The organism is Companilactobacillus miaonis (genome assembly GCF_036913615.1).
GTDB lineage: Bacteria > Bacillota > Bacilli > Lactobacillales > Lactobacillaceae > Companilactobacillus.
Window position 1 is genome coordinate 46,129 of record NZ_JAYKTX010000002.1, and the last position, 16,423, is coordinate 62,551.

The 16,423-nt window shown below is 36.0% G+C and carries 15 protein-coding genes; 12 read left to right on the forward strand and 3 right to left on the reverse strand.

Translation table 11 applies throughout. The annotated features are described in order from the left end of the window. The first annotated feature begins 13 nt into the window (after positions 1-13). Together tsaE and U8521_RS01810 are read left to right on the forward strand one after the other, a co-directional pair. On the forward strand, positions 14-475 hold the full coding sequence (gene tsaE, locus U8521_RS01805; RefSeq protein WP_334333407.1) for a tRNA (adenosine(37)-N6)-threonylcarbamoyltransferase complex ATPase subunit type 1 TsaE: 462 nt from the start codon (positions 14-16) through the stop codon (positions 473-475). Continuing rightward, positions 472-930: a GNAT family N-acetyltransferase gene (locus U8521_RS01810; protein ID WP_334333406.1), complete on the forward strand. Its 459-nt coding sequence runs from the start codon at positions 472-474 to the stop codon at positions 928-930. Before tsaE ends, U8521_RS01810 begins: the two co-directional genes overlap by 4 nt. Here U8521_RS01810 and U8521_RS01815 read toward each other — a convergent pair. After that, on the reverse strand, positions 927-1,463 hold the full coding sequence (locus tag U8521_RS01815; protein ID WP_334333405.1) for a 3'-5' exonuclease: 537 nt from the start codon (positions 1,461-1,463) through the stop codon (positions 927-929). The two genes, U8521_RS01810 and U8521_RS01815, sit on opposite strands and share 4 nt — an antisense overlap. A 6-nt stretch (positions 1,464-1,469) precedes the next feature. Continuing rightward, positions 1,470-2,228 (reverse strand): exodeoxyribonuclease III, encoded by a 759-nt coding sequence (locus U8521_RS01820; RefSeq protein WP_334351673.1) that lies wholly within the window; start codon positions 2,226-2,228, stop codon positions 1,470-1,472. A gap of 111 nt (positions 2,229-2,339) precedes the next feature. Here U8521_RS01820 and murB point away from each other — a divergent pair, with 111 nt between their 5' ends. The 10 genes from murB (at position 2,340) to U8521_RS01870 (ending at position 15,415) form a co-directional block, all read left to right on the forward strand. Beyond that, the gene (gene murB, locus U8521_RS01825; protein WP_334333403.1) at positions 2,340-3,239 is read left to right on the forward strand and encodes a UDP-N-acetylmuramate dehydrogenase; all 900 of its coding nucleotides are present in this window, start codon (positions 2,340-2,342) and stop codon (positions 3,237-3,239) included. A 20-nt stretch (positions 3,240-3,259) separates the two neighbouring features. Beyond that, on the forward strand, positions 3,260-5,377 hold the full coding sequence (locus U8521_RS01830; RefSeq protein ID WP_334351674.1) for a cation:proton antiporter: 2,118 nt from the start codon (positions 3,260-3,262) through the stop codon (positions 5,375-5,377). Between the two features lie 75 nt (positions 5,378-5,452). Continuing rightward, entirely contained in the window at positions 5,453-6,307 is an 855-nt protein-coding gene (gene cdaA / locus U8521_RS01835) for a diadenylate cyclase CdaA (protein ID WP_334333401.1), read from the forward strand. Beyond that, positions 6,291-7,376: a CdaR family protein gene (locus U8521_RS01840; protein WP_334333400.1), complete on the forward strand. Its 1,086-nt coding sequence runs from the start codon at positions 6,291-6,293 to the stop codon at positions 7,374-7,376. Before cdaA ends, U8521_RS01840 begins: the two co-directional genes overlap by 17 nt. Before the next feature lie 19 nt (positions 7,377-7,395). After that, the gene (gene glmM, locus U8521_RS01845) at positions 7,396-8,748 is read left to right on the forward strand and encodes a phosphoglucosamine mutase (RefSeq protein ID WP_135374475.1); all 1,353 of its coding nucleotides are present in this window, start codon (positions 7,396-7,398) and stop codon (positions 8,746-8,748) included. 878 nt (positions 8,749-9,626) lie between these two features. Next, positions 9,627-11,438 carry a glutamine--fructose-6-phosphate transaminase (isomerizing) gene (gene glmS / locus U8521_RS01850; protein WP_334351675.1) on the forward strand — a complete coding sequence of 604 codons (1,812 nt, stop codon included), beginning with the start codon at positions 9,627-9,629 and terminating at the stop codon, positions 11,436-11,438. Positions 11,439-11,527: 89 nt separating this feature from the next. After that, positions 11,528-13,123: an APC family permease gene (locus tag U8521_RS01855; RefSeq protein ID WP_334351676.1), complete on the forward strand. Its 1,596-nt coding sequence runs from the start codon at positions 11,528-11,530 to the stop codon at positions 13,121-13,123. Continuing rightward, on the forward strand, positions 13,123-13,626 hold the full coding sequence (locus U8521_RS01860; RefSeq protein WP_334333398.1) for a VanZ family protein: 504 nt from the start codon (positions 13,123-13,125) through the stop codon (positions 13,624-13,626). The genes U8521_RS01855 and U8521_RS01860 overlap by 1 nt, the downstream gene beginning before the upstream one ends. A gap of 179 nt (positions 13,627-13,805) precedes the next feature. Then, positions 13,806-14,564 carry a hypothetical protein gene (locus U8521_RS01865; RefSeq protein WP_334333397.1) on the forward strand — a complete coding sequence of 253 codons (759 nt, stop codon included), beginning with the start codon at positions 13,806-13,808 and terminating at the stop codon, positions 14,562-14,564. Positions 14,565-14,680: 116 nt separating this feature from the next. Next, a complete protein-coding gene (locus tag U8521_RS01870) occupies positions 14,681-15,415 on the forward strand; it encodes a YebC/PmpR family DNA-binding transcriptional regulator (protein ID WP_334333396.1) in 735 nt (244 codons plus the stop codon). Between the two features lie 39 nt (positions 15,416-15,454). Here U8521_RS01870 and U8521_RS01875 read toward each other — a convergent pair whose 3' ends face one another. Continuing rightward, positions 15,455-16,312 carry a MurR/RpiR family transcriptional regulator gene (locus U8521_RS01875; RefSeq protein WP_334333395.1) on the reverse strand — a complete coding sequence of 286 codons (858 nt, stop codon included), beginning with the start codon at positions 16,310-16,312 and terminating at the stop codon, positions 15,455-15,457. Positions 16,313-16,423 lie beyond the last annotated feature (111 nt).

Sequence of the window (16,423 nt, forward strand, 5' to 3'; positions counted from 1 at the left end):
TTGAGGGGAAATTATGCTCGAATATCAATTAACAACACATTCATATGAGGAAACAGAAGACTTAGGTGCAAAAATCAGCACTTTACTCGAACCTAGCGACGTTTTAGTTTTAAATGGTGATTTAGGAGTAGGTAAAACTGCCTTCACTCGCGGGCTAGCAAGAGGGTTAGGTATCAAACGCAATGTTAAGAGTCCAACTTTTACACTAATTCGCGAGTATCAAGATGGACGCTTGCCACTTTATCATATGGATGCATATCGCTTGGAAAGCAGTCCTGATGAGGATCTCGGGTTTGATGAATACTTCAATGGTAACGGTGTTACGGTCGTCGAATGGCCACAATTTATCAAAGATGAGATCCCTGCAGAACACATTTCAATCAATATTACCCGCTTGTCAGATACTGATCGACAAATTGTCTTTAAATTGCGTGGTAAGAAATATGAGGATCGTAAATTTGGAGATTTGCTATGAGCGAACAATTAGTATTGCGTGAAGCAATTCCAAGTGATGCCCAAAAATTGATTAATTTTTTACAAAAAGCTGATAAGCAGAGTGATTTCATCGTTTTTGACCATGATTTGACTCGTGAGAAAGAAGAATTGGCACTGGATGCAATCTACCAATCACGCTTTGATGAATTGGAGTTAGCACTTTTTGAAGATGAAGTCATCGGTTTTTGTCGCATTGAAAATGTTGATGATACGAAGGCTGAATTAGGTGTTGTAGTTGATCAAGATTTTTGGAATAACAAGATTGCCTCGTATTTGATTGAAGATTGTTTAATTTGGGCAAAAGATTCACCGCTAAAGAAAATTTTTTTAGAAGTATATCAAAATAACCCAGCTGCAATTCATATTTATCAAAAATATGGATTTACAACTGAGTTAGAAAAAAATAAAACGTTTGTAATGTCAAAGATGGTTTAGCTAGTTAGCTTGACCATCTTTTTTATTTGTTCAATTCCAAATTGCTGTTCGGTTTTGACCAGGATCTCAGCACAAGCAACGCTATCTGCTAAAGCATTGTGATGATTCCGCAAGTCAATATTTAACCGATCAGAAACAGTATTCAATTTGTGGTTAGGAAAATCTGGGAAAAATTTTCGACTAGTTCTCAAAGTATCAATAGTTAAATATTTCGGTACCATAATTCCGTATTCCGTAAGGGTATTTTTTAAAACAGAATTATCAAAACTAGCGTTATGAGCAGCAACTAAATGACTTGTATCAAATAGTGGACGAATATGATTCCAAACTTGATCAAATGTTGGTGCATCGGCAACATCTTCGGGATGAATGTGGTGGATTTGAATGTTTCGAGAGCTAAAGTATTGTTGAGGGTTGATCAAAGTATAAAAGTTATCAACGATTTGATTATCTCTAACTAATACTAAAGCTAAAGAGCAAGCACTAGAACGGCTGCCATTTGCGGTTTCGAAATCCATTGAGACAAAATTCATAAATAATTAATCTCCTAAAGTTAAGTCTAGTTCGATTGGACAATGATCTGATCCATAAATATCATTCAAAATGTCAGCATTTTGAATTAGATCTTTACCGTTGTCAGAAACGACAAAGTAGTCAATTCTCCAACCAGCATTGTTCTTGCGGGCGTTAAAGCGATAACTCCACCAAGAATATTTTTCTTCATTAGGGTAAAGACTTCTGAAACTATCAATGAAACCACTATTTAAGAGTTCTGTAAACTTATTACGCTCTTCGTCTGAAAAACCAGGATTTTTATGATTAGTTTTATCATTCTTTAAATCAATTTCTTCGTGGGCAACGTTTAAATCACCACACAAGATTACAGGTTTTCTTGTTGCAAGTTTATTCATATAGTCTCGTAAAGCATCGTCATAACGCATTCGATAATCGAGACGCTTTAATTTTTGCTGTGAATTAGGGGAATAACTGTTGATTAAATAGAATTTAGGAAATTCTAAGATCAAAGTACGACCTTCATCGTCAAATTCAGGGATGTTCAAACCATTTTTGACGTTTATTGGCTTTTCCTTTGTAAAGATAGCAGTCCCTGAATAGCCCTTTCTCTGAGCATAGAAAAAGTATTGGTGGTAGCCAGGTAATTCAAGGTCAATCTGACCTTCTTGGAGCTTGGTTTCTTGAATACTGAAAATGTCAGCATCTAAATCTTGAAAAATTTTAACAAAATCTTTTTTTACAACGGCACGTAAACCGTTTACATTCCAGGATATAAGTTTCATCTGATCACCTCGGCATAATTATAGCATTATGTGATGGTTGTTAGTTCGTTATGTATATAAGGATGTGATAAAATTAAATGTAAGTCTATGCTACACGAAGGATGATGAATATTGAATTTTCCAGTTGAAAAATTACCTAATATTGAATTTAAATTAAATGAGCCTTTAAGTAAATATACGTTTACTAAAACAGGTGGGAACGCCGATGTTTTGGCTTTTCCAAAAACTCGTGAAGAATTAGTCGAAATTGTTGATACAGCCAGAGCCAATAATGTTGAAATCACAGTTATTGGAAATGCTAGTAATTTAATAATTAAAGATGGTGGAATTAGGGGAATCGTAATTATTCTACCTAATTTTAAACAGATCACGGTTTCGGATACAAAAGTTACCGCCGAAGCAGGTGCCACGATTATTAATACAACTATTGCTGCTCAAAAAGCTGGGTTGACTGGAATTGAGTTTGCGGCTGGTATTCCCGGAAGTGTTGGTGGAGCTGTCTTTATGAACGCCGGAGCTTATGGTGGAGAGATTAAGGATGTTTTTGAGTCCGCAGAAGTATTATTGCCAGATGGTCACATCACGACTTTGACCCATGAAGATATGAAATTCTCATACCGCCACAGTTTGGTTCAAGATGATGGTGGTATCGTTATTAGTGCTACGTTTGCACTTAAACGTGGTAATAAGGAAACAATTCAAGAAGAAATGGATCGATTGAACAATCTTAGACGTTCTAAGCAACCTTTGGAATATCCATCTTGTGGAAGTGTCTTTAAGCGTCCAAAGGGCCATTTTACTGGTCCATTGATTATTAAAGCTGGTCTTCAAGGAAAAATGGTTGGCGGAGCACAAGTTTCAATGAAACATGCTGGTTTTATCGTCAATATTAAGCATGCCACAGCAACTGATTATTTGAATTTAATTCATCTAATTCAAAAGACTGTTAAAGAAAAATTTGATGTTGAACTTCAAACCGAAGTTCGCATTATTGGTGAAGATAAAAAATAAGAAAACGGTAGGTGTTGTCTGTGGAAATAATTGAATCAATTATTTTGATTCTTTCATTATTAATTATTGCCAATATTATTAGTCACTACTTTGTCTCAATTCCCCCCAGTTTATTACAAATTGCGGCCGGAATTATCGCGGCATTATTTATGCACATTAAAATTAGTGTCGATACAGAGTGGTTTTTACTGACGTTTATTGCGCCAATTTTGTTCAATGATGGGAATAATTTTCCAAAAAGAGAGCTCTGGAAATTAAAGGGTCCAATTTTGGGAAATGCCATCATTTTAGTTATTTTATCCACGGTAGTCGGTGGAGTATTTGTTAAATGGTTGATTCCTTCTTTACCTTGGGCAGTGGCTTTTACATTAGTTGCGGTCTTGTCGCCGACTGACCCAATAGCTGTGGAGTCAATAGCTAAAAAGGCTCATATTCCAGATAAATTAATGCATCTGATCAACGGAGAAAGTTTGATCAATGATGCATCTGGTCTGATTTGTTTTAAATACGGAGTTGCAGCTACGGTAACAGGAGTTTTCTCGTTGAAAAATGCTACGGTCGACTTCTTTTACATTTCAATTGTTGGGGCACTTTTAGGTGCCGCTTTGATTTGGATTTTCAATGGAATCCGTCTGTACTTGATCAACCAAGGTGTTGACGATTCAATTTTGCATGCGATTATCCAAATCATTATTCCGTTTATAATTTATTATTTAGCGGATGATGTTTTTGATGTTTCTGGAGTTGTGGCGGTTGTTGTTGCCGGAATATTTAATATTTCTTCAAGTAAAAATATGAGTAACTTTACTCCGGAGATTCGTTTAGTTACTTCAAGAACATGGGATCTGGTAGTTTACGTCTTGAACGGAATTGTCTTTGTTCTACTGGGAATCGAGATTCCGTTTGCGATGGAAAAACTAGTCCATAACGATAATATCAATACCTTTGGAGCAACTATCCTAGCTTTTGTTATTTGGATCATGTTGGTCGTAATTCGCTTCTTGTGGAGTTATATTTATTCAACATTTTCCAACAATAGTGATGGCAAAATCACTTTTTGGTCAAAAACTCGTTTTGATGATTGTTTGATGTCAGGTATTTCTGGTGTTCGTGGTGCGGTTACAATGGTCGGTGTTTTGTCGATTCCGTTGACAATCAAAGGTGGAGCACCGTTTCCATCGAGAACTTTAGTGTTATTTATTGCTAGTGCCGTGATTATTTTTAGTTTATTGGGAGCAACTTTTATTATTCCTTTATTGACTAAAAATAGCGCGCCAGTTGCTTATCGTGGTAGTACTTTTGCTGATAATGAAGATACCGATTCAGATGAAGAAGATATTCCAACGGTTGAGTTGACAGCAAAAGAAGCTAATCGAATAATTTTAGAAAAAACAATCAAAAAATTACGGGCAGAAATGGATGACGGCGACACGTCGGTCTATTCGTCGGTGATTGCTGAATATTTATATGATTTAAGAAACATTGGAATTCAATCGAATGCTTTAGTTAAAACTCATCAAATTAGTAAACGACGTGTTCGTGGGAAAAAGGATGCTGAATTGTGGGATGTTTGTTTCAATTGCGAATTAGAGGCGATTGAAGAACTCTTTAACAATCAGAAAATTTCTGAAGAATCTTATGATCTGGCTATCAAAAAGATTGCTCGTTATAAACGTGAGATTGTTCATCGTCGGTCAAATCCAACGATTGAATTTTTTTACAATTATTTCAGAAGAACTTATTTACAATTACGTCACCTTATTTACCGTTCAGTTAAATCGGATGATATTAAACAGATAAATCAGGATTCAATTAAAATTTCTATTGCTGGTGCTAAGAGTGCTTTAGAAAAATTACAAGAATTGAGTCAAACTGAACATGATGATTTAGAAGATAATTTAATTTATATTTTCCAACGTCATTATGAAGATCGCTTGGAATTACTCCAGGGTAAATATCGAGGCCGCTCGCCACAATTTAACAGTGACCGGATGAATTTGGAAATTAAAGCGTTGAGTTATCGTCGAGCTTTTGTTCAAGATATGTTAGAACAAGGTAAAGTTAGTAAAGCAACGGCTAATGAATTGCGTCAAAATATTAATTACAGTGAAGAAGTAATTAATATTGGTGTAGATTAACATATAAAATGTGATGAACTTTTATAATTTTTATTGTTTGTTATAATTAGTTCGAACTACTAAGGAGCTATGAAAATGAATTTTATACCAAGCAATATTTTTACGTGGCAGAATTTGGCTAACTTGGTTGATATCCTGGTAGTCTGGTATTTTTTGTATAAAGTTCTGTCAATGTTACGTGGCACAAAAGCTGTTCAATTGTTAAAAGGAATCGTGATTATTTTTGGAATCAAACTGATTAGTTGGGCTCTAAATTTACATACGGTTTCTTACTTAATGGATCAGTTGATCAATTGGGGAATTATCGTTATTGTAATAATTTTCCAACCTGAAATTCGTCGTGGATTGGAACATTTGGGACGGTTGCCATTCTTTAGTTCGACCAGTAACGAAGAAGGTAAGACGAAAAATCATCTGATTGAAAGTCTTGACCAAGCGATTCAATATATGAGTAAGCGTCGAATTGGAGCGTTGATCACCTTAGAAATGAATACTGGTTTGGAAGAATATGTTGAAACCGGAATTGATTTGGATGCCGAAGTTACAGGTGCATTGTTGATTAATATTTTCATTCCAAATACGCCATTACACGATGGGGCAGTTATTATTAGAAATAACCGAATCTCTGTTGCGGCAGCATATTTGCCACTTTCAGAAAGTAACACTATTCCTAAGGAACTCGGAACCAGACATCGTGCGGCAGTCGGTATCAGTGAAGTTACAGATGCTATCACGATCGTTGTTTCTGAAGAGACTGGCGGGGTAATGATTACTCGAAATGGGCACATGATGCTTGATCTTTCCCGTGAAGATTATTTGAAATATCTGCACGCTCAGTTAAAAGATCCTAATGAGAATGGAACACATTCAATTTTGGACTTTTTAAAACTAAACCGGAAGAAGGAGAGACAAGATGAAAAAGATAATTAATAGTAATTATTTTTACGCATTTATATCTCTCTGTTGTGCTCTTTGGCTATTCTTCTTTGTCAGCACGCCAGGTGTTGGCTCAACAAGAGATTCTAATCAATCGAATACTTCAACTGTGACCAAAAAGGCTACGATTAATGCGCCATTGCAATTGCAAGCAGATGTTGATAAGTACTACATAACGGGATATCCCGAGAAAGTTAAGATAACTATTGAAGGACCAGCAGCATTAGTAACTGCTACTAAGAACACGCAAAATTTTAATTTGTATTTAAATTTGCGTGATCTCTCAATTGGTCAACATCGTGTTCAAATTAAAGAATCTGGTTTGAATAGCGAATTGACTTACAGTATCAAACCTAAGTATGTAACGGTTAATATTCAAAAACGTGAAACTAAGAAATTCACGGTTGATGTCGACTATAACAAGGAGTCATTAGCTACTGGTTATGAAACAGGAACTGTGGACGTTTCACCACAAGAAGTAACTGTTACGGGGGCGGCTTCTGAAATTGAAAAAATCAATCGAGTAGTAGTTAAACCAATTTTACCTAAAGGAATAAAATCTACGTTTGATCAAGAAGTTTTAGTGCAAGCTCTCGATAAAAATGGTAAAACTGTAAATGTTACGTTAGATCCACAAACGGTACACGTAAAAATCCCTATCACGATTCAAAGTAAACAAGTAACTATTAATTTGAAACAAAAGGGAAATTCATCGGGTAACGGGTATACACTTGAATCTGATGTAAAAAATGTTAGAGTTTTTGGTACAAAGGATCAGATTGACGACATCGATAGTTCAATCGATGTGCCGGTTGATTTATCTAATGTAACGGAAAGTACTAAGAAGACGGTTAATTTGAGTGATGCTTTAGGGAGTAAAGTTTCATTCACTGATCCAACTTCGATTAGTGTGACTATCAGTAAGACAAATTCTAATACTTTGTCTAATACGACTGGGAATCAAACGTCTAGTACTAGTTCGTCAGATTCTGATTCAGATGATACGAGTTCATCAAGTTCATCAAGCACTAATTCAACAAACGATAATAATGATAGCGAATAGACGCTGGGGGTAAATTTTCATGACAAAATATTTTGGAACAGATGGTGTAAGAGGTATTGCAAATAAAGAATTAAGTCCAGAATTAGCTTTTAAATTGGGCCGTTGTGGTGGTTATGTGCTAACCCAACATTCAGAAAGTGAAAATGCACATCCTCGTGTATTGGTAGCTAGAGATACTCGTATTTCTGGTCAAATGCTTCAAGAGAGTTTAATTTCAGGACTTCTTTCAGTCGGTATCGAAGTTTTAAACTTGGATGTTATTACAACTCCTGCCGTAGCATATTTGGTACGTGCCGTTTCAGCTGATGCTGGTATTATGATTTCTGCTTCTCATAACCCTGCTGAAGATAATGGTATCAAGTTCTTTGGTGGTGATGGTTATAAACTAGCAGATGATGTTGAAGAAGAGATCGAAGAATTATTAGATGCAAAGGAAGATACTTTACCAAGACCTTCAGCTGAGGGCTTAGGTAGTGTTTCTGATTATCCAGAAGGTGCACAAAAATATCTTCAATTCTTGAAACAAACACTATCTGATGATCTAAGTGGTATGAAGATCGTCTTAGATACTGCTAACGGTTCAACTAGTCGTTTAGCAAGTACTTTGTTTGCCGATTTAAATGTTGACTTCGAAATCATGGCTTCTCATCCAGATGGAATCAACATCAATAAAAATGTTGGTTCAACACATCCTGAACAATTGGCTCAACGTGTTAAAGAGTCAGACGCCGTAGCAGGTCTTGCTTTCGATGGTGATGGAGACCGTTGTATAGCAGTTGATGCTGACGGTAATATTGTTGATGGTGACAAGATAATGTTCATCTTAGGCAAATATTTACACGATGGTGGCCGTTTAAAGAAAGACACGATCGTAACAACTGTTATGAGTAATATCGGCTTGTACAAGGCTATCGAAGCTAATGGGATGAAGTCTGTTCAAACTGCTGTCGGAGACCGTCATGTGGTTGAAGAAATTCGTAAGAACAATTACAACATCGGTGGTGAACAATCAGGACACGTTGTTTTGTATGAATACATGAACACTGGTGACGGAATGCTAACTGGTACACACTTATTGCACGTTATGAAACAAACCGGCAAGAGTTTGGCTGAATTAGCAGCACCTGTAAAAGTTTATCCACAAAAATTAGTTAATGTCCCAGTTGCCGACAAGAATTCATGGGATAAGCATCAACCAATTCTTGATGTGATCAAAGCCGTCGAAGATGAGATGGATGGCGATGGTCGTGTCTTGGTACGTCCTAGTGGTACACAAGCACTTCTTCGCGTTATGTGTGAAGCTGCAACAGAAGAAAAAGTCAACGAATACTGTGACCAAATCGTTGAAGTTGTTAAAAGTGAATTAAGCTAATATAATAGAATTTAAATAAGAGGGATTGAGGGTAAAAACTCAATCTCTCTTTTTTTGTACTTTTCTTTTGTTTTGGTGGTGTGGTTCTTTTTGGTTGTTGTTGATTGGATGCCGTCTTCCGCAACAGCTCTGGGAAACGCTGGAACGCTGTGGACGCAACTTGAAGCCAATTCCCAGAGCTGTTGCTCCAGACTGGATTGTGGATCTATGCTGTATTTTTGTGAATTTTGCAATTTCTATTGTGAGATAGTTGATTCTATTTTTTGGTAGTTTTGATTGTTAGTTTGGTGGAATACATCGTCTATTTGAAATAATTTTTACAAAACTAATTAAGAAATAGGGCAGGACAAGTTGATTTACTTTGGAATATAAGCACAATATTCCAAAAGAGCACCATACTATTCGTACTATTTAAATTTCCATTTCTATTCAAAATAGAACTAGAAACCCTGTTGAAGTGGAAAGCAAATATAAAATAGATCTGTTACTCAGTCCGGAATGGCAAAGCCGATTTGGCTCAGATGTGAAATTCTACTTAGCGCTTTAGCGCTTATGTAGAAGGCCAAGCTTTGAGATTTTGCGCACTTTGCAAAAGCTCAAAGTTGTGCCCACATCGTTCCAGCCAAAATCGGCTTTGCCATGGAGGACGGCATACTACCACCACACAAAAAAAGAATTACCACAATTAATGATATATACCAATTAATTAAAATGGTGTATACCACCTATACCATTTATAAAAAATATTAAACAATTCTTGACATGAATAGAATCAATTAGTATTCTATTCATTGTCGCAAGATGATAAAGTTAATTCGAATGAACTATACCATTATGAAAATATTAAACTATACCAATTAAGAAAGGCTTTAATTAATATGTGTGGAATTGTTGGAGTAATTGGAAATAAAAACGCAACTGATATCTTATTAAATGGATTGGAAAAACTTGAATATCGTGGCTACGATTCAGCCGGGATTTACGTTAATAATCAAAAAGGTAAGGATTTCTTAGTCAAAGAAGTTGGTAAGATTTCCAAACTTGAAGATGCTGTTACTAGCGATGTTCAAGGTGTTGTCGGAATTGGACATACTAGATGGGCTACTCATGGTAAGCCAACTGTCGAAAATGCTCATCCTCATTTCTCCGAGGATAATCGTTTCTACCTCGTACATAATGGCGTGATTACTAACTATGAAGAATTGAAAAATAAATATTTGTCCGATTTTACTTTTAAGAGTCAAACTGATACTGAAGTCGCTGTGCAATTAGTTGATTACTTTGCTAAACAAGGTATGGATGGCGAAAGTGCCTTTAGAAAAGCTTTGAGCTTGATTCAAGGTTCATATGCCTTTGCCATGGTTGACAAAGAACAACCTGACCGCATCTTTGTTGCTAAAAACAAGAGTCCGTTATTGATTGGTTTGGGTGATGGATTCAACGTTATCTGTTCCGATGCGATGGCTATGCTTGATCAAACACATAAATTTGTTGAAATTCATGATGGCGAAGTCGTTATTCTCGAAAAGAATTCTGTATCTATCAGCAAAATCGATGGTACAAAGATCCAAAGAGATCCTTACACTGTAAACCTTGATGCTAACGATATTTCTAAGGGAACTTATGCACATTACATGTTGAAAGAAATCGACGAACAACCTAATGTCATGAGAAAAATTTCTAAGAATTACATTAATGATGACAATTCACTCAATGTTGAACCAGCTTTATTAACTGAATTGCAAAAGGCTGATCGTCTATACATTGTCGCTGCAGGTACTAGTTATCACGCGGGTCTAGTCGGTAGAAACATTTTTGAAAATATCGCAGATATTCCGGTTGACGTTGAACTTGGTAGTGAATTTGGTTATCACATGCCAAAACTTTCCAAGCATCCATTCTTCATTTTCCTTTCACAAAGTGGAGAAACAGCCGACAGCCGTCAAGTACTCGTTAAAGTTAATGAATTGAATTTACCAAGTTTGACAATGACTAATGTACCTAATTCAACTCTTTCTAGAGAGGCAACGTTCACTATGGAATTACTTGCTGGGCCAGAAATTGCTGTTGCTTCAACTAAAGCCTATACGGCACAAATTGCTGTTGAAGCCGTGTTAGCAAAAGCTCTTGGAGAAGCCAAAGGATTGCAAGTTGCTAAAGATTTCAATTTGAAAGAGCAATTGGCATTAGCTGCTAATGGTATTCAAACGATTGTTGACGAAAAAGATCGTATCAAACAATTAACTGCTGATTATTTAACTGATAAATCAGATGCCTTTTATATCGGCCGTGGTGTCGATTATGCCTTATCCCTTGAAGCAGCCTTGAAATTGAAGGAAATTTCTTACATCCACGCTGAAGGCTTTGCAGCAGGTGAATTGAAGCACGGAACAATTGCTTTGATTGAAAAAGATACTCCAGTCATTGCCTACGTAAATGATGGTGTTGGTGCCAGTCATACTCGTGGTAATATCCAAGAAGTCGAAGCACGTGGTGCACACGTTTTAGTAATTGCTAATAAAAAGTACGCACAACCTGGGGACGAAATCATTATCCCTGAAGTAGATGAATTGATATCACCAATCATTAGTATTGTCCCAGCTCAATTGATTGCTTACTATGCAAGTTTGGCTCGTGGTAATGATGTTGATAAACCTCGTAATCTTGCAAAAAGTGTTACAGTGGAGTAATCTAAATGGACGTATTGTATATATGAAGTATAATAGTCTTCGGAATGAAGGCTATTTTTTTATACAAAAAATTTCAGATTGGTGGTTTTATGAGAAATAAAAAATTAAATTTGTTCTCAACAGTTATGTTTGGACTCAGTGCAATCATTGGGTCAGGGTGGATGTTTGGTTCTAGCCAGGCTGCCCAAATAGCTGGACCGGCAGCAATTGTTGCCTGGATCATAGGGGCAATTTTAGTAGCAATGATTGCGATGGTATATGTTGAAATAGGAACGATGTTTCCTGAAGAGGGGGCGATGAGCCGATTCACGATGTATACTCATGGATCGTTACTAGGACATATTTTCTCTTGGGCTAATTGGATATCGCTTTTAGCAATTTTACCAATTGAAGCGGTCGCTTCAGTTCAATACATGAGTACTTGGCCTTGGGAGTGGGCTAATTGGACGCATGGATTTATGAAGGGTGACCAATTAAGTTTTCAAGGTATTTTAATGGCAGCTGTCATGTTAATAATTTTTACATTTATTAATTATTGGTCGGTTACCATTATGGCCAAATTCAACAATTTTATTTCTGTTTTAAAAGTAATTGTGCCGATAATTACCATGGTTGTTTTAGTTTCGGCTCATTTTGATTTTGGTAATATGGGAAGTTCCTTTGGTGAATTTATGCCGAATGGGACATCTTCAATTTTCGTAGCTATTGGTAGCGCCGGAATTATTTATTCTTACGTTGCCTTTCAAACGGTTATTAATTTGAGTAATGATATTAAGAAACCATCAGTTAACATTAGACGAGGAATTATATTGTCACTGTTGATCAGTGCATTAATTTACATTGCATTACAGATCGTGTTTATTGGAGCCTTACCACAGTCTATTATTAGTGGTGGCTGGTCGAATATTGATTTCAATTCACCATTTGCGGATTTAGCAATTCTATTGAATATTACCTGGCTATCAACATTAGTTTACTTTACGGCCTTTATTTCACCAGTTGGTAGTGGGATTGCTTTTGCAAGTTCCGCAAGTAAATCGTTGTCTTCAATGCCAAAAAATAAGCACTTACCATTATTTTTAAGTAATTCAAACAATAAATACAATTCACCAAGAATTGCTTTATTCGTTGATTTATTAGTTAGTTTTATTTTGATTTTGCTGTTTAAAAATTGGTCGTTACTATCTCGAGTGGTAGCTGCATCAACTTTGATCTCATTACTTTCAGGACCAGTTGTTGCGGGTAGTTTGCGGAAGATGGGGCCGAAAATGCGTCGACCAACAAAGATTAAGGGGATGAAGTATCTAGCCCCAGTTGTATTTGATTTAATTAGTTTAGCAATTTATTGGGCTATGTTCCCAACAACGGTTGAAGTTATTGTGATTATTATCGTTGGTTTGCCAATCTATTTTGTTTACGATTATCGTCGTGGTTTTAGAGAATTCAAGCAAAAGTTATATGCCAGTTTATGGTTGATCGTTCATTTGATCGGTTTATCATTGATATCTTGGCTAGGTGGTTCAGCCTTTGGTGGGTTGAATTTGATTAAGTATCCACTTGATTTCGTTTTGATTTTGATTTTCTCAACTGTAATGTATTTCTGGGCAATTCATTCATTGTATTACTCAGGTTATTTCGATGATGCTAAGGAACTTAATGCGACGGTCAAGCTAGATGAAAATTGATGCGTAAGAAAATAATTCATTGGTCATGGGGATTAGTTATTGCCGTAGAATTAGTTTTGTTCTACAGTTCCTCAATGACTTATAAAGAACAAACCTCAGTACCATTTCTAGAAAAATATCTTGGGAACGAACCTTTTAAAGATAGCTTGTCGTCAATCGGTTTTTATTATGGCGGCAAGTATCAGTCAGTCGCAAACGATGGTTATTTCAAATTTGTTGAGTTCATCATTCGTAAAGGGGCTCATTTCAGTATTTATTTACTATTAGGAGCATTTTTGTGTTTAGCACTTTACTGGTGCTTTCAACAAAACTGGTTTTTAAGAGTTTTCATACCTTGGATGACGGCTACTGGTTTAGCTGCCTTTGATGAATTTCATCAGGGACTTACCGGCGGCAGATCACCAATGGTTCAAGATGTAATTTTGGACAGTGCAGGTGCTTTTGTCGGCAGTTTGATCGTTGTCTTGATACTTTTCTTGATTGAACGAAAGAAAGCACTATAGCTTTATAAGCCTTATTGAAATCACATATGGAGTGTGGTTTTGATAAGGCATTTTTTATAAATTATTTATAACTTTTTTATATATCCATAAGCGAATTGTTTAACAAATACAAAAAGGATTGTATTATCTGAAGTAGATGTTTAAACATATTCTATTTAATTTATTAGGCGGTGGATATTATGAGAATAAAATACAAAATTGTACTTTGCTTTGCAGTATTATTTGGATTTATATTTGTGAGTCAAACTAGTCTTGTCAATGCGGATTTACTTGATACTACCCAAAATACTTCTGATAGCCAAAAGGATACTCCAGTGCCTAATACTCTCATTGATCAAACAACAACTGATGATTCTCAAAAGAATCAAAAAGTGATTACTGATGATGATTTATCAGGTGAAGATTTTACGATGAAAGTCGGTGATCCAGTACCAACGGCAAAAGAATTTCAAGCCACTTGTAAAGATTCAGCTGGAAAAGACCAGCAGGTGACGGTTGATTTGAATCAGGCCGATTTAAATAAGCCTGGTAAATATCAAGTTAAATTGAGCACACCCGATGGGCAGACTAAAACAGTCTTTTTAACGGTTTTAAAAAATGATTCAACTGAACAAGAAGTAGAGCCAGCTCCTTCGCAGACCGAATCAGTAAAAAATAATAAAACTGACGAACCAAAAGTAACAGATGAAACTGAGAAAGTTGAACCTAAAACCCAAGTGGTGGCTAATAATAGTGGTAGCGTAATGTATGGAACGGTTTATTGCGCCCCGGTTAATTCGGTCAAAAAAAATAATCAAGCTCCCCAAACAACTCGGTCTAATGGGCACATGATTTATTTGCCTCAAGCAGGGAATAAATCAGGATTTATCCCGAAAATGATTGGAATTGTGATTGGCTTCAGTACACTGGTTGGAATCGATCTCAAAAAGTTTCATTAATTTAAAAAAAACATACCTTCTTTAATGGTTTATTTGCTGAAGAAATATTGAAATAGCACGTTTATTTTGATAAAATGATATGCGGTTTACAATAATCATGAAAGAAGGAAACAGAAATGTCAGGACATTCAAAATGGCATAACATCCAAGGTAGAAAAAGTGCCCAAGATGCAAAGCGTGGTAAAATCTTCCAAAAGCTGTCTCGTGAATTATTTATGGCAGCTAAGGCGGGTGGCTCCGATCCTAACGATAATGCTGCCCTTCGTTTAATCGTAGATAAAGCTCGTGCAGCTAATATGCCAAAGGATAACATCAAGCGTGCTTTGGATAAGGCTGATGGCGACAGTGATGAACATTATGATGAAGTTACATACGAAGGTTACGCTCCAGGTGGGGTTGCAGTCTTAGTTGAAACTTTGACAGATAACAAGAACAGAACTGCTTCTGCCGTACGTGTTGCATTTACCCGTAACGGAGGTAGCATGGGCTCAAGTGGTTCAGTTGCTTACATGTTTGATCGTAAAGGTTACATCGTTTTAGACCGTACAAAGAACAGTCAAGACGAAGATACTGTATTGATGGACATCATGGACCTTGGTGCCGATGATCTTCAAACATCAGACGATGCTTATGAAATCTACACAGACGCAAAAGAATTTGCTGCTGTACGTGATGGATTGATTGAAAAGGGATATGAACTTGCTAACTCAGAGTTAACAATGATTCCTCAAAACACAACTCCAGTTCCAGAAGATAAAAAAGAACAATTTGAACATCTAGTTGATCAACTTGAAGATAACGATGATGTTTCCGAAGTTTATACTGCAGCTGCAGATGACGACGACGAATAATTTAAAAGCCTGTAAACATAATGTTTACAAGCTTTTTTTTTACAATATTTTATTTTGAGTGAGTTTTTTGTAATTGGATTGCATTTTGATGAGATTTTCTTTATAAGATTTCGAGTAGATGATGGCAAACAAAGTGTCTAAGAGATATTCGAAAGTAATTTGTGAGGCAAAAGTGCTGACTTTGAAGACGTCGAATTCATTTTGAACGATCGTGATAACTTGGTCAGCTTCTTGAATCATTTTACTTTCTGGATTGCCAGTTATTAAAAGAGTTGGAACCTTTTGCTTTTTCAAAAATTTGATTTGCTTGAGATAATTATTGCTATTACCCGTATAAGATAGAAAAATTGCAAGATCGTGTTCAGTTAGATTGCTAGCAGTCCAAGATTCATCACTGTATTCTTCAGCAATAATAGCAAATTTATTTATTTTCACTAACTTACTTTGAAAACCACGAGCCCTAATTTGAGTATCACCGATGGCAAAGAGAACTAATCTTTGACTGTCGATGATTTTTTGTGCGGCCTGAGTTAATGACTCTTCATCGAGTTGAGCTAATGTCCGTTTGATAGCATTGATATTTAAGTCAGAAATGTTTTTAGCGATTTCTAAAGCTGAATTTTCTGGTGAAAAAGGAAAGTTAGCGTCAACGTCATTTAATTGGAGAATATTTTTTTGGACATCGTTATTAATATCTTGTCGCATGGATTTAAATCCATCGTAATTTAATTTTTTGGCAAAACGAACTAGTGCCGAGTGGGAAGTATAAGTTTTCGAAGCTAAAGTTTGAATGGACATTGTTGAAACCGCTTTAAGGTTCTGTTCAATAAAATTAGCAATTCTTTTTTCGTTGTCTGTGAAATCAGTCGTGTGTGCTAAACGGTCAGTGAATAACATCAAAAATCCCCCATTGTTTGAACAAAATGTTCAGAGTTTTCTATTGAATCTTTATTTTTTACGTTAGTAATTACCAGTTTGCAGTGATTAACTTCTTTACTCTGAAAAAAT